Source organism: Gallalistipes aquisgranensis (genome assembly GCF_014982715.1).
In the GTDB taxonomy this organism is placed as follows: Bacteria; Bacteroidota; Bacteroidia; order Bacteroidales; family Rikenellaceae; genus Gallalistipes; species Gallalistipes aquisgranensis.
On record NZ_JADCJY010000001.1, the window covers coordinates 1482709 to 1494932 of the forward strand.

13 protein-coding genes are annotated in these 12224 nt (G+C 62.1%); 2 read left to right on the forward strand and 11 right to left on the reverse strand.

The window, feature by feature from the left end; genetic code table 11:
* Nucleotides 1-52: 52 nt before the first annotated feature.
* The 6 genes from INF32_RS05970 to INF32_RS05995 all read right to left on the reverse strand — a co-directional run bounded on the left by INF32_RS05970 (nucleotide 53) and on the right by INF32_RS05995 (nucleotide 5043).
* The gene (locus INF32_RS05970; protein ID WP_226387448.1) at nucleotides 53-601 is read right to left on the reverse strand and encodes an NADH peroxidase; all 549 of its coding nucleotides are present in this window, start codon (nucleotides 599-601) and stop codon (nucleotides 53-55) included.
* A 21-nt stretch (nucleotides 602-622) separates the two neighbouring features.
* Nucleotides 623-1027, reverse strand: coding sequence for a Fur family transcriptional regulator (locus tag INF32_RS05975; protein WP_226388115.1), 405 nt, complete (start codon nucleotides 1025-1027; stop codon nucleotides 623-625).
* 337 nt (nucleotides 1028-1364) lie between these two features.
* Nucleotides 1365-1733 (reverse strand): DMT family protein, encoded by a 369-nt coding sequence (locus INF32_RS05980; RefSeq protein ID WP_226387449.1) that lies wholly within the window; start codon nucleotides 1731-1733, stop codon nucleotides 1365-1367.
* A gap of 124 nt (nucleotides 1734-1857) precedes the next feature.
* A complete protein-coding gene (locus INF32_RS05985) occupies nucleotides 1858-3105 on the reverse strand; it encodes a glutamate-5-semialdehyde dehydrogenase (protein WP_226387450.1) in 1248 nt (415 codons plus the stop codon).
* Between the two features lie 36 nt (nucleotides 3106-3141).
* A complete protein-coding gene (gene proB, locus INF32_RS05990; protein ID WP_226387451.1) occupies nucleotides 3142-4242 on the reverse strand; it encodes a glutamate 5-kinase in 1101 nt (366 codons plus the stop codon).
* Between the two features lie 9 nt (nucleotides 4243-4251).
* On the reverse strand, nucleotides 4252-5043 hold the full coding sequence (locus INF32_RS05995) for a pyrroline-5-carboxylate reductase family protein (RefSeq protein WP_226387452.1): 792 nt from the start codon (nucleotides 5041-5043) through the stop codon (nucleotides 4252-4254).
* Nucleotides 5044-5194: 151 nt separating this feature from the next.
* On the opposite strand from INF32_RS05995, the gene INF32_RS06000 reads away from it, so the two are divergent.
* Both INF32_RS06000 and INF32_RS06005 read left to right on the forward strand, forming a co-directional pair.
* Nucleotides 5195-5770 carry a helix-turn-helix domain-containing protein gene (locus tag INF32_RS06000; protein WP_226387453.1) on the forward strand — a complete coding sequence of 192 codons (576 nt, stop codon included), beginning with the start codon at nucleotides 5195-5197 and terminating at the stop codon, nucleotides 5768-5770.
* Nucleotides 5771-5809: 39 nt separating this feature from the next.
* A complete protein-coding gene (locus INF32_RS06005; RefSeq protein WP_226387454.1) occupies nucleotides 5810-7465 on the forward strand; it encodes an AMP-binding protein in 1656 nt (551 codons plus the stop codon).
* 33 nt (nucleotides 7466-7498) lie between these two features.
* Here INF32_RS06005 and INF32_RS06010 read toward each other — a convergent pair whose 3' ends face one another.
* From INF32_RS06010 to INF32_RS06030, 5 genes are read right to left on the reverse strand one after another with little or no spacing between them, the layout of a single operon-like run.
* A complete protein-coding gene (locus INF32_RS06010) occupies nucleotides 7499-8089 on the reverse strand; it encodes an NUDIX hydrolase (protein WP_226387455.1) in 591 nt (196 codons plus the stop codon).
* A gap of 47 nt (nucleotides 8090-8136) precedes the next feature.
* The gene (locus tag INF32_RS06015) at nucleotides 8137-10230 is read right to left on the reverse strand and encodes a S46 family peptidase (RefSeq protein WP_394368331.1); all 2094 of its coding nucleotides are present in this window, start codon (nucleotides 10228-10230) and stop codon (nucleotides 8137-8139) included.
* Nucleotides 10231-10264: 34 nt separating this feature from the next.
* Nucleotides 10265-10864, reverse strand: coding sequence for a Maf family nucleotide pyrophosphatase (locus tag INF32_RS06020; protein ID WP_226387457.1), 600 nt, complete (start codon nucleotides 10862-10864; stop codon nucleotides 10265-10267).
* Between the two features lie 10 nt (nucleotides 10865-10874).
* Complete coding sequence (locus tag INF32_RS06025; protein ID WP_226387458.1) at nucleotides 10875-11603, reverse strand: SDR family NAD(P)-dependent oxidoreductase; 729 nt, start codon at nucleotides 11601-11603, stop codon at nucleotides 10875-10877.
* Nucleotides 11600-12223 (reverse strand): fumarylacetoacetate hydrolase family protein, encoded by a 624-nt coding sequence (locus INF32_RS06030; protein WP_226387459.1) that lies wholly within the window; start codon nucleotides 12221-12223, stop codon nucleotides 11600-11602. The genes INF32_RS06025 and INF32_RS06030 overlap by 4 nt, the downstream gene beginning before the upstream one ends.
* Nucleotide 12224 lies beyond the last annotated feature (1 nt).

Here is a 12224-nt window from a genome sequence, read left to right on the forward strand (position 1 = left end):
CGACGGCCCCTTCTTGCAGCGTCTGCGCCGGAGTACGGCCGGCGGAAAAACGCTACTTGAAATAACGGTTGTACAGTCCCTCGAAACCTTTACCGTGACGGGCCTCGTCCTTGCACATCTCGTGCACGGTGTCGTGGATAGCGTCCAGATTGAGCTTCTTGGCCAGCGTGGCGATCCGCTTCTTGTCCTCGCAGGCACCGGCCTCAGCCTCCATACGCTTCTTGAGGTTGGTCTTGGTATCCCAAACCACCTCGCCCAGCAGCTCGGCGAACTTGGCGGCATGTTCGGCCTCTTCCCAGGCGTAACGCTTGAAAGCCTCGGCCACTTCGGGATACCCTTCACGATCGGCCTGACGGCTCATGGCCAGATACATACCGACCTCGGTGCACTCACCGGTGAAGTGGGCCTTCAGACCCTCCAGCACCTCGGCATCCACGCCTTTGGCCACGCCGATCACATGCTCGTCCACGAAGGTCAGGGCACCTTCGGTCTCCTCCACCTCTACGAATTTCGACGCGGGCACACCGCACTGGGGACACTTCTCGGGAGCGGCGTCACCTTCGTGAATGTAACCGCAAACCGTACATCTGAATTTTTTCATAGCTTTACCGATTAAATTGAGTTAGTTATCGTTCTTTTTGCCACACTCGGCGCAGAGCCCCTTGTACAGCAACTGAATATCCGTCACACGGGTGCCCGCCGGAACCATCTCCCTCACATAGCCCGGATTCCCGACGGGAATGTCCTCAATCTTCCCGCACCTGCGGCACAGGAAATGGCCGTGGAAAAAGGTGTCCCCGTCGTAGCGGGTCTTTTCCCGATCGATGTCCAGCGAAAGGATCGCCCCCTGTTCGGCCAGACGGTTCAGCGTATTGTAGACCGTCGTGCGCGAGAGGGTCGGTATCCGGGGATAGAGCGCCGAGAAGATCTCGTCCGCCGTAGGATGCGTCTTGTGGGTCAGGAGGTATTCCATGACCGCCACCCGCTGCACCGAAGGCTTCACCCCGTTTTCCGCGAGGTAGCGCATCGCCCGTTCCGTCGTATCCTTCAATTGCATTGTTTTTAAATTTGTAACGAGTACAAATATAAGACAAAATCACGGAACCGCAAACTTTTTTCCGGATTTTTTCCGGAACCGTTCCGTTTCCTGCCCGCCCGTCCCTCCTTATCGCACAGACCCACAATGTATTGCACCGCATCTCCGCCCGTCCTGTTTTTCTGAACGGAACAGAGGAAACCGATTTCTCCGGACACCCTTCACCGGCGACGGTCACACCCGATTTATAACGGTACCTTTTCGCGGTCCGGACAGCAATTCCCCCATCCCGGACGGGAATAAGAAAGGAGAGGTCTCCTCTCCCCCGTTACTTTTTGAAGGCGAAAAAGACGGCCAGAATCAGAAAACCGAATGAAATCAGGTGATTGAGCCGAAACGTCTCGGTGCGGAACACCACGACGGCAAAGAGGGTGAAGACCGACAGGGAGATCACCTCCTGCAACACCTTGAGTTCGATCAGCGAAAAGGGTCCTCCGTTCTCACGGAAACCGATCCGGTTGGCAGGCACCTGGAAACAGTATTCGAAAAAGGCGATTCCCCAACTGATGACGATCACGCCGATCAGCGGCAGGGCGTCGAACCACTTCATCGTACGGAACTTCAAGTGGCCGTACCACGCAAAGGTCATAAAGATATTCGAAACGACCAGCAGGCCGATGGTCATCAGAGCTTTCATGCGGAGTAAAGAAACTGTTCCGGCCGCAAATGTAGCGTTTTTCACGACGCGGTGTACCCTCCCCGGCCGATTTTCGCAAAAAACGGCACGCAACGGCTCTCCGGAAGAGTGACGGACCGGCCCGTCACTCCCGCGTCTGCCCGTCGCCCGTAATCAGATACTTGTAACTGGTGAGCTCGGCCAGAGCCATCGGCCCTCGGGCATGGAGCTTCTGGGTGCTGATACCGATTTCGGCCCCCAGCCCGAACTGGGCTCCGTCCGTAAAGGCGGTCGAGACGTTGACATAGACGCAGGCGGCATCCACCCGCAGACGGAACTCCCGTGCGGCCTCCCCGTCCTCGGTGACAATCGCCTCGCTGTGTCCCGACGAATAGCGCCCGATGTGCTCCAGCGCCTCCTCCAGCGAATCCACCGTGCGCACGGCCATCTTGTAGTCAAGGAATTCCGTGCCGAAACTCTCCTGCGTGGCATGTTCCAGCAGGCGGCCGGGATAATGCCCCTCCAGCGCGTCATAAGCCCGGGGATCGGCATAGACGATCACGTTCCTGTCCGCCATCGCCCCGCACAGGGCCGGCAGGTCGCCCAGGCGGTCGGCATGGACGATCAGACAGTCGAGCGCATTGCAGACACTCACGCGGCGCGTCTTGGCGTTGCAGACGATCCGCGCGCCCTTTTCCGTATCGCCGGCCCGGTCGAAATAGGTGTGGCAGATACCCGCACCGGTCTCGATCACCGGAATCCGGGCATTCTCCCGCACGTAGCGGATCAGCGAAGAACTTCCCCGGGGAATCAGCAGGTCCACGTACCCCTGCGCCCCGAGCAGGGCCGCCGTAGCCTCCCGGTCGGCAGGAAGAAGCGTCGCCGCCGCGGGGTCGATCCCCTCACGGGAGAGCACGCCGCGGATCAGCCCCACGATCGCCTCGTTGGAGCAGCGGGCGTCATGTCCTCCTTTGAGCACGGAGGCGTTGCCCGTTTTGAAGCAGAGCCCGAAAACGTCGAAACTGACGTTGGGACGCGCCTCGTAGATCACCCCCACCACGCCGAAGGGCACGCGCACCTTCTCGATGGTCATGCCGTTGGGGCGGGTCGTCCGTCCGAGCACCTCGCCCAGCGGCGAGGGAAGCGAAGCCACATTGCGCATGTCGGCGGCGATTCCCGCGATCCGTGCGGCCGTCAGTTTCAGCCGGTCGTACATGGGATCGGCCGGGTCCATCCGCTCCAGGTCGCGCCGGTTGGCGGCGAGCAGCTCCTCCGTGCGTGCCTCGGCCTCGTCGGCCACGGCCCGCAGCACGGCATCCTTTTTTTCCGCAGAGAGCAGGTTCAGTTTCCGGCCCGCCTCGCGGGCACTTTCGAATATCGGGTTCAGATTCATCGCATCGTCCGTTATGGGGCCCCGAAGGTCCCGTTCCTATTCCAGATAGAGATAATCGTAATGTATGAGGGGCCTGCCTCCCTTGCGGCCGGCCGACTGGCGGGCCCGGGCGCTGTCGGCCGACACGCGGCCCACGCCGATCACCTCGCCCGACGGGGCCACGATCCGGACGATGTCGTCCTTCTCGAAATCCCCTTCGATCCGCTCCACGCCCACGGGCAGCAGGCTCGTGGCCTTGGGTTGCAGCAACGCTTCGAGCGCCCCCTCGTTGATGTGTATTTCACCCTTGGCGAACCCTTCGGAGTGGGCGATCCATTTGCGCACGGCCGGAATGGGGTGCGACGAAGGGACATAGCGCGTGCAGACCACCTCAGCGGCCTGCTCCCCGCCCAGCACCAGATCGGTGAGGATGCCGTCCCGGCGACCGTTGGCGATGATCACCTCCACGCCCTCGTCGGCCACTTTGGCGGCGATACGGCTCTTGGTGAGCATCCCTCCCCGCCCGAACTGCGACCCCCGGGCCTGCACGTAGGCGGAAATGTCGCGCTCCTCGGGGCGGATTTCGCGGATCACCGAGGAGGCAGGATCGGCAGGATTGCCGTTGTACACCCCGTCGATATTGCTCAGGATGATGAGCGCCTCGGCCCCCATCATGGTGGAGATCATGCCGGAAAGTTCGTCGTTGTCGGTGAACATCAGCTCGCTCACCGAAATCGTGTCGTTCTCGTTGACGATCGGGATCACCCCGTGGTCGAGCATCACCCGCATACAGTTGCGCTGGTTGAGGTAGTGCCCGCGCGTGGAGAGGCTCTCCTTGGTGGTTAGCACCTGGCCGCAGACGATCTGCTGATCGCGGAACAGGTCGTAGTAGCGGTTCACCAGTTTCGCCTGCCCCACGGCCGAAAAGAGCTGGCGGGCCGACACGGAATCGAGTTTCCGCGCAAGGCCCCTCAGCTCGCTCCGCCCGGAAGCCACGGCTCCCGACGACACCAGCACCACCTCCACCCCGGCACGGTGCAGCTCGGCCAGCTGGTCTACCAGCGCCGAAATGCGCGTCACGTCGAGCGTGGCATCGGCCCGGGTGAGCACGTTGCTGCCCACCTTGACCACGATCCGTCTATAATTGGACTGTCGCATACCCGCTCTCTATTTACTGGCCAGCAGACCCGCGATGACGGCCTCCGAAAAACCGGCCCCCTCCATCGCTTCGAGCCCCTTGAGCGTGATGCCGCCCGGGGTGGTCACCTTGTCGATCTCGGCCTGGGGCTGCGTGCCGTTGCGCTCCAGCATGGCCAGCGCCCCGCGCACGGTCTGCATCACGATGGGAAGCCCCTCGCTGCGGGGTATGCCCATCCGTTCGCCGCCCCGCACGGCCGCGTCGATATACCGGAAAATATAGGCGATGCCGCACGAAGCCAGCGCCGTGCAGCCCGTCATCTGCTCTTCGGTCACCTCCGTCACCCGGCCCAGCGCCCCGAACAGGCGCAGCATGGCCTCGTCCTGCGCGGCCGACGTACCCTCCTTGGCCAGGAAAGTCATGCTCTCGCCCAGCGAGATGGCCGTATTGGGAATGACCCGGTAGAGCCCCACGGCCCCCAGTTCCCCGCAGCGGAGATAATCCGCCAGCGTGCCGAAAGAGATTCCCGCCGCCACCGAAGCCACGGCCTGGCGGCTGCGGTCGAGCACCGGAGCGATTTCGGCCAGCACTCCCTCCATCAGCCACGGCTTGACGGCCGCGATCACCAGGTCGACCCCCTTCACCGCCTCGCGGTTGTCGTTCGTGAGGACGATCTCCGCCCCCAGCTTTTTCAGGTTTTCGAGCAGCAGGGGACGTGCGTGCGACACGGCCACATCGCCCGGGGCCACCACGCCCGCGGCAACGGCACCCGAAGCGACCGCCCCGCCCATGTTTCCTCCGCCTATGACAGCAATTTTCATCTTGTTCAAATTTATCGGTCAAAGTTAAAAAAATTTCCGCGGGCGGCAAAAAATCTTAATAACGGATTTGGACATCGTAAAATCGACCAAAATTTCGAGCCGTCGGGAGCGGCGATCATGTACTTTTGTTTAACAAAAAATTCACACAGCCATGACCGAACCGACAGGAGTAAAGATCAAACAGCTCAGAGAAGCGGCGAACCTTTCGCAGGAAGAGCTGGCGAAAGCGGCCGGCATCGCCTCCTCGCAGGTGGAACTGATCGAAAACGGGAAGGTGATCCCCACCCTCTCGTGTCTGATAAAACTGTGCCGCAGCATGGGCGTGCGGCTGGGCACCGTGCTCGACGGCGCGGAACACCCCGGGCCCGCCCTTTCCAAGAGGCAGGAACAGAAGCCCCGCACCGTGAGCCTCTCGTGCGACAGCGCCGGAGACCGCAGCAACCTCAATTTCTACGCCCTGGCCGCCGGCAAGAGCGACCGCAACATGGAGCCCTACATCATCGAGGTGGAGTGGATTCCCGAAAACGAGGAAAAGAAGTCGCAGCACGAGGGCGAGGAGTTCATCTACGTGATGAGCGGAAAGGTGGAACTGCGCTACGGCACGGACACCTACACGCTGGAGGAGGGAGACAGCATCTACTACGATTCGATCGTGCCCCACTGCATTTCGGCGGCAAAACCGGACACGCAGGCGAAAGTTCTGGCCGTAACCTATATTCCGTATTGAAAATTCACGGGACTGGACTTCGTAGAAAACCGTAATTTTATGGAACAGGAACTGAAGGACTACACGCTGGGCGGACTGCTCGAAGGCTGGGCGGCCTCACAGCCCGACCACGAATTCATGGTCTATTCCGACCGCGGGCTGCGTTTCAGCTACGCGGAATTCAACGAACGGGTGGACAACCTGGCCAAGGGGCTGCTCTCGATCGGCGTGAAAAAGGGCGACAAGGTGGGCGTATGGGCCAAGAACGTGCCCGACTGGCTCACGTTCATGTTCGCCACCTCGAAGATCGGCGCCGTCCTGGTGACCGTCAACACGAACTACAAGTCGGCCGAGGTGAAGTATATCATGCAGAACGCCGACATTCACACGATGTGCATGGTGAACGGTTACCGCGACAGCGACTACGTGCAAATGATCTACGACCTGGTGCCGGAACTGCGCACCCAGGAGCGGGGCCACCTGAAAAGCGAGACGTTCCCCGAACTGCGCAACGTGGTCTACATCGGGCAGGAGAAGCAGCGGGGCATGTACAACACGGCCGAGCTCATCATGGTCGGCGCCCACACCGATTCGGCCGAGCTGCGCCGGATACACGCCGGCATCGACACCCACGACGAGCTGATGATGCAGTACACCTCGGGCACCACCGGGTTTCCGAAGGGTGTGGTGCTCACCCACCACAACATCCTCAACAACGGATGGGACATCGGCGAGTGCATGGAGTACACGAAGGACGACAAACTGCTGGTATGCGTACCGCTGTTCCACTGTTTCGGATGCGTGCTGGCGCTCTGCGCCGTCATCACCCACGGGGCCACGATGGTGATGGTCGAGGACTTCGACCCGCTCAAGGTGCTGGCCTCCGTACACAAGGAGCGGTGCACGCTGCTCTACGGCGTGCCCACCATGTTCATCGCAGAGTTGAACCACCCGATGTTCGACATGTTCGACCTGACGAGCCTGCGCACCGGCATCATGGCCGGGGCCGTGTGTCCGATCGAGACGATGAACGAGGTGATGGAACGGATGCACTGCAAGGTGATCTCGGTCTACGGTCTCACGGAAAGTTCGCCGGGCATGACCGCCACGCGGGTGAGCGAATCGACCGAAATCCGCGCCACGACCGTCGGACGCCATCTGCCCCATGTGGAGGTGAAGGTGCTCGACCCGGAGACCAACCGGGAGTGTCCCGTGGGCGTGCAGGGCGAAATGTGCTGCCGGGGCTACAACATCATGAAGGGATACTACAAGAACCCCGAGGCCACGGCCGCCGTGATCGACGAGAACGGATTCCTCCACTCGGGCGACCTGGGCGTGATGGACGAAGAGGGTTATTTCCGCATCACGGGCCGCATCAAGGAGATGATCATCCGGGGCGGGGAAAACATCTATCCGCGGGAGATCGAGAACTTCCTGCACAACATCCCCGGCATCGAGAACGTCGAGGTGGTGGGCATCCCCTCCCCGAAATACGGGGAACAGGTGGGGGCCTTCATCAAGATGAAGAAAGGAGAGAAGATGACCGAAGAGGAGGTACAGCTCTTCTGCCGGGGCAACATCGCTCGGTACAAGATTCCGAAATACATCTTCTTCGTGGACGAATTCCCGATGACGGCCAGCGGCAAGATCCAGAAATTCCGGCTCAAGGACCTGGGGGTCGAACTGCTCGGAAAGGCGGGCATCGAAATCGTATAGAGGCCCTCCGGCGACTCTTTACGGAACCGCCCCTTACATCAGCTTGTTCTCCGCCATGTACTTCCAGAGCGGGGCGGCGTTCAGCGCCTGGGGTATGGCGTCGGCGAGCAGGAGCTCCTTCACCTCGTCGAGCGAGAGCAGATGGACCGAGATCGACTCGGTCGCCTCGAGGTGCTGATCGGAAATCCGCTCGACATCCGTAGCCAGAAAACAGTGGGTCAGGTTGTTCTGCGAACCGGGATTGGCCGAAATCGTCATGAACTCCCGCCAGTGTCCCCCGCCGTAGCCCGTCTCCTCCCACAGCTCCCGCTGCGCCGAGACCAGCGGCGAGGCGTCCTCCTTCTCGCACACGCCGGCGCAAAGTTCGTAGGCCGTCACCCCCAGTCCGTTGCGGAACTGGCGGATCATCACGAACTGCCCCTCGCGCGTGACGGCGATCGTATTCACCCAGTCGGGATACTCCAGCACGTAATACTCCGGCACGCGGTTGCCGTTGGGCAGTTGCAGACATTCCCGGCGCACCGTCAGCCACGGACGGCGGAAAAGGTACTCGCTGGAGAGCACCTTCCATCCCGATTCCTCCCGCCCGGTAATGAACCGGGACCTTTTCTCCTTCTTTTCCATATCCTCTCTCCGGTATGAATCCGGCCGGAATATGCCCGGCCGGAGCGTTATTTCTCGAGTGTCATCTCCTCTATCAGGTAACCCGCCCCGCCGAGCCGGTCGATCAGAAAGAGCACGTAACGGATATCCACGGCGATGTTGCGGCACACCGAGGGGTCGAACTCGATGTCACTCATGGTGCTGAGCCACGTCCGGTCGAAATTGATTCCCACCAGCCGTCCCCGGCGGTCGAGGATCGGACTGCCGGAGTTGCCGCCCGTGGTGTGGTTCGTGGCCAGGAACGCCACATGCACCGCTCCGTCACGGTCGGCCCAGCGGCCGTAGTCCTTCGCGGCATGGAGGTCACGAAGGCCCTGCGGCACGTTGTAGTCGTACACTTCGGGCGTGTCCTTCTCCATGATCCCCTCCAGCGTGGTGTAGGGCACATGCCACACGGCATCCTGCGGACTGTAACCGGCCACATGCCCGTAAGCCACGCGCAGGGTGAGGTTGGCATCGGGGTAGAAGTCCTGTTCCGGCGACATCTCCCGCAATCCCTGCATGTAGGTCCTGTAAAGCTCGGTGATCTCGGCGTTCAGCCTCTTCGCCTCCCGGCCGGCCGGGACCACTCCCTGCCGGGCCCGGCGGTAGAGAGCCGCCGCGGGATCGTCCGCCAGCGCCTTCATCAGCGCCGCACTGTCACTCTTCAGCGCCTCGTATCCCCCGGCCGTGGCGAAGGGCGAACGCTCCATCACCGAAGCGACATAGGCCGCCGCCCCTCCGGCCGCGTCGATCTCACGCCGCAGCGAATCGGGCAGGAACCGGGCGGGCAGACGCTTCACGTACTCCGTAAAGAGTTCGGCGGCCACCCGGCGGTCGATCGCGGGCGAATAGTCCTTGTAGAACTTCCCGGCCCGCTCCCGGATCACGGAAACCGGAGTGCCGGGAGCGATCCGTCCCGTGAAGACGGGCAGTTCGATACCGGCCATTCCCTCGTTGAAACAGTCCACCGCAAAGGCGTTCTCGTCCAGCTCACGGTAGAGTTTTTTCAACCGGGGCAGCACGTCGCGGTAACGGGGCTTGTCAGCCGCCCACGCCTCGAAAGCGGCCTCCTGCCGCTGCTTTTTCCCGATCGTACCGAGCCGGGCGATTCCCTTGCTCTCCCCCTGCCACTTTTTCCAGGCATTGGCCACCGAAGCGTTCTTGGCGGCATACTGGATGCGGGTACGGACATCGCGGGCCTGCTCCTCGTTGAAGATGCGGAGCCTGCGCGTGCGCAGGTCGATCTTGAGCGGATTCGAACGGTTCAGCACGAAATCGACCGCATCGGAGATCACGTACTGCTGCGTACGGCCGGGAAAGCCGTAGATCATGGTGAAGTCGCCCTCCTCCACGCCGCCCGTGGCGATCGTGAAGTGCCTCTTCGGACGGTAGGGCACGTTCTCCTTCGAGTAGGGGGCCGGTTTGTTGTCCTTGCCGGCATAGATGCGGAAGACGGAGAAGTCGCCCGTGTGACGGGGCCACATCCAGTTGTCGGTATCGCCGCCGAACTTGCCGATCGCCGAGGGCGGAGCCGCCACCAGGCGCACGTCAGGGAACACCTCGGTCACGTAGATGAAATACTGGTTGCCGTAGTAGAGCGGCTTGACCGACGCGGTGTAGTGCGTCCCCTCGGTCGCCCGTTCGATGACGCGGGCGGTGTTGCGGGCAATCAGCGTATCGCGTTCGGCCGGAGTCATGGTTTCGGCCACCCCCTCCAGCACGGCCTCTGTCACGTCGTCCATCCGCACGAGGAACGCGACGGTCAGCCCCGGATTGGGCAGCTCCTCGGACCGGTTCATGGCCCAGAAGCCGTTCGTGAGATAATCGTGCTCCACGCTGCTGTGCTGCTGGATCTGGCGGTAACCGCAATGGTGGTTGGTCAGCAGCAGGCCCTCTGCGGAGACCAGTTCGCCCGTGCATCCGCCGCCGAAAAGCACGATGGCGTCCTTCATCGAAGCGCGGTTCACGCTGTAAATATCCTCGGCCGTCAGGCGGAAACCCTTCTGCCGCATATCCCTGATCCGCTCCCCGATCAGGCTGGGAAGCCACATGCCCTCGTCGGCGCGCGAAGGGACCGTCATCACCAGGGCGACCAGCAGAAGGCCGCAGCGTCTCAACATTTTCATCATCTTTGTTTTCATGCCAGTATCGTTTTTATCTGTTTTCCAAAAAACGGCCGAGCCGCACGTAAAGTTGCTGGACCGGCAACCCCATCACGTTGTAGAACGACCCGTCGATCCGCTCGATGGCCGCATAGCCGATCCACTCCTGTATGCCGTAGGAACCCGCCTTGTCGAAGGGGCGGAACGTGTCGATGTAGTATTCGATCTCCTCCCGCGCGAGCGGCCGGAACCACACGTCGGTCGACACCGAAAAGTGCTCGCAGCGCTCCGCCGTGCGGATCGCCACGCCCGACACCACCCGGTGCCGACTGCCCGACAGGGCCGAAAGCATCTCCACGGCCTCCTCCCGGCCGTGCGGCTTTCCGAGGATGCGCCCGCCGAGCACCACCACCGTATCGGCCGTGAGCAGTATCTCGTCCGGGGCCAGCGCCTCCGGATAGCTGCGCGACTTGAGCAGGGCCAGGTATTCCGGCACCTCCTCTGCGGGCAGGGTCTCCGGATACCGCTCCTCCACCTCGTAATCGCCTGCCAGCCGGTACTCCAGCCCGGCCCCGGAGAGCAGTTCGCGGCGACGGGGCGACCGGCTCGCCAGAATCAGACGTTTGTCTCTGAGTTTTTCGTGCAACAACATAGTTTATTTCTCACATTTTTTCGTACAATGCGCGGGGCACCGCCCTCAGCAGCAGCCCCACGGCCCGCCAGCGCGGCGTGACGTACTGCACCGCCCTGCGGCGCCGGACGGCCCGGAGAATGACTTCGGCGGCCCGGCGGGGTGAAGCGATCCAGAAATGGCCCTCGCCCTTCATCATGGCCGTATCGACCGAACCGGGCCGGACATCGGTCACCGCGACCGGTTCGCGCCGCTTGCAGGCCCGCTGGCGCAGTCCCTCCAGATAGTTGATCTGGTAGGCTTTCGAAGCGGCATAGGCCGGTGCCGGGCCGCTGCCCCGCAATCCCATCACGGAAGTGACGGCCACCAGGTGACCTCCTCCGCATCCGGCGAAATAGTTATAGACGAAACCGGCCAGCCGCGTGAAGGCCGCCACGTTCAAGGCCACCGTTTCGAGCTCCGGTTCCGCGTCGAGCTCCGGATTGAGGTGACCCGTTCCGGCACAGAGCACCACGAGACCGACCCCGTCCATCCGGTCGATCAACGCCCCGACACGCTCCGCCGCATCGGATGCCGCAGCATCGAACGCCGCCGTCACGTAACGCTCCGGCGATTCGGCCCGCAGCGTTCCGAGCAGGTCGGCCCGCCGGCCCGTCACCCCGACCAGGTATCCGTCGGCCGCCAGCAACCGGGCCAGTTCGCGCCCGATGCCGGAAGTGGCTCCGATCACCACGGCCCGCCTTTCCCGTCCCCCGCTCATCGTATCTCGATATCGAGCAGCCGCTCACCTTCGAGCGATGCGGTGATACGGTCGCCGGGAGAGAGCCTGCCCACGCCCACGGGAGTCCCCGTATAGATCAGGTCGCCCATCTTGAGAGTGACGAAATGAGAGACGTAGGAGACGATCCTGTCCACCGTAAAGATCATTTTCGAGGTGTCGCCCGCCTGCCGGGGCTCTCCGTTCAGTTCCATGTCGAAATGCAGCCGCTGCACGTCTCCGCCCAGTCCGGCCAGCGGCAGGAAACGGGGCGAAAGGGCGGCTGAATAGTCAAAACTCTTGCACACCTCCCACGGCAGCCCCTTCGCGACACACTCCCGCTGCAGGTCGCGGGCCGTGAAGTCGATTCCGAGCCCCACCTCCTCGTAATAACGGTGCGCGAAGCGCTCTTCGATGGTACGGCCCACCCGGCAGATACGCACCACCAGCTCCGTCTCGTACTGCAGGTCGCGGCTGAAATCGGGCAGGTAGAACGGCTCGTTGTTGCGCAGCAGGGCCGTGTCCGGCTTCATGAAGAAGATCGGTTCGGAAGGGATGTTCGAATTGCGGTCGAGTTCCCGGATATGTTCGACGTAATTTTTGCCGATACAAATGATTTTCATG

What these genes read in the sequence shown, in the direction of transcription:
- INF32_RS06025 (WP_226387458.1), bottom strand. Translation starts at nt 11,603, where the DNA reads ATGAGCGGGGGACGGGAAAGGCGGGCCGTGGTGATCGGAGCCACTTCC.
- INF32_RS05985 (WP_226387450.1), bottom strand. Translation starts at nt 3,105, where the DNA reads ATGAATCTGAACCCGATATTCGAAAGTGCCCGCGAGGCGGGCCGGAAA.
- INF32_RS06005 (WP_226387454.1), top strand. Translation starts at nt 5,810, where the DNA reads ATGGAACAGGAACTGAAGGACTACACGCTGGGCGGACTGCTCGAAGGC.
- INF32_RS05995 (WP_226387452.1), bottom strand. Translation starts at nt 5,043, where the DNA reads ATGAAAATTGCTGTCATAGGCGGAGGAAACATGGGCGGGGCGGTCGCT.
- INF32_RS06015 (WP_394368331.1), bottom strand. Translation starts at nt 10,230, where the DNA reads ATGTTGAGACGCTGCGGCCTTCTGCTGGTCGCCCTGGTGATGACGGTC.
- INF32_RS06000 (WP_226387453.1), top strand. Translation starts at nt 5,195, where the DNA reads ATGACCGAACCGACAGGAGTAAAGATCAAACAGCTCAGAGAAGCGGCG.
- INF32_RS05975 (WP_226388115.1), bottom strand. Translation starts at nt 1,027, where the DNA reads ATGCGCTACCTCGCGGAAAACGGGGTGAAGCCTTCGGTGCAGCGGGTG.
- INF32_RS05980 (WP_226387449.1), bottom strand. Translation starts at nt 1,733, where the DNA reads ATGAAAGCTCTGATGACCATCGGCCTGCTGGTCGTTTCGAATATCTTT.
- INF32_RS06020 (WP_226387457.1), bottom strand. Translation starts at nt 10,864, where the DNA reads ATGTTGTTGCACGAAAAACTCAGAGACAAACGTCTGATTCTGGCGAGC.
- INF32_RS06010 (WP_226387455.1), bottom strand. Translation starts at nt 8,089, where the DNA reads ATGGAAAAGAAGGAGAAAAGGTCCCGGTTCATTACCGGGCGGGAGGAA.
- INF32_RS06030 (WP_226387459.1), bottom strand. Translation starts at nt 12,223, where the DNA reads ATGAAAATCATTTGTATCGGCAAAAATTACGTCGAACATATCCGGGAA.
- INF32_RS05970 (WP_226387448.1), bottom strand. Translation starts at nt 601, where the DNA reads ATGAAAAAATTCAGATGTACGGTTTGCGGTTACATTCACGAAGGTGAC.
- proB (WP_226387451.1), bottom strand. Translation starts at nt 4,242, where the DNA reads ATGCGACAGTCCAATTATAGACGGATCGTGGTCAAGGTGGGCAGCAAC.